The following is a 451-nucleotide window of genomic DNA, read 5'->3' as shown; positions in this document are numbered from 1 at the left end:
CTGATGGTGTTGCGCACATCCTCCAGCGAGATGCCGTACTTGTTGAGCGCCGTAGGGTTGACGCTCCACCCGCACCGCCGGCAGCGACGAGCCGCCGATGGTGACCTGGCCCACGCCCTCGATCTGCGACATCTTCTGCGCCAGGATGGTCGAGGCCGCATCGTAGAGCTGGCCGCGCGTCATGGTGGGCGAGGTCAGCGCGATGATCATGATTGGCGCATCGGCCGGGTTGACCTTGCGGTATGTCGGGTTGCTCGGCAGGCTGGTAGGCAGCGTGGCGCGCGAGGCGTTGATGGCGGCCTGCACGTCGCGCGCGGCGCCGTCGATGTCGCGCGAGAGCTCGAACTGCATCGTGATACGGGTCGAGCCCAGCGAACTGCTGGAGGTGATCTCCGTCACGCCGGCGATGGCGCCCAGGGCGCGCTCCAGCGGCGTGGCCACGGTGGCGGCC

Annotated in this window: 1 pseudogene; it reads right to left on the bottom strand. The window is 68.7% G+C overall.

Going from position 1 to position 451, the window contains the following annotated elements:
• A pseudogene (locus tag OR16_RS39375) lies at window positions 1–451 on the bottom strand (efflux RND transporter permease subunit); the annotation flags it as partial.

The organism is Cupriavidus basilensis OR16 (assembly GCF_000243095.1).
Classification (GTDB): Bacteria; Pseudomonadota; Gammaproteobacteria; order Burkholderiales; family Burkholderiaceae; genus Cupriavidus; species Cupriavidus basilensis_D.
Note: the sequence above shows the minus strand (reverse complement) of the source record. Positions and strands in the feature narration are given on the sequence as shown.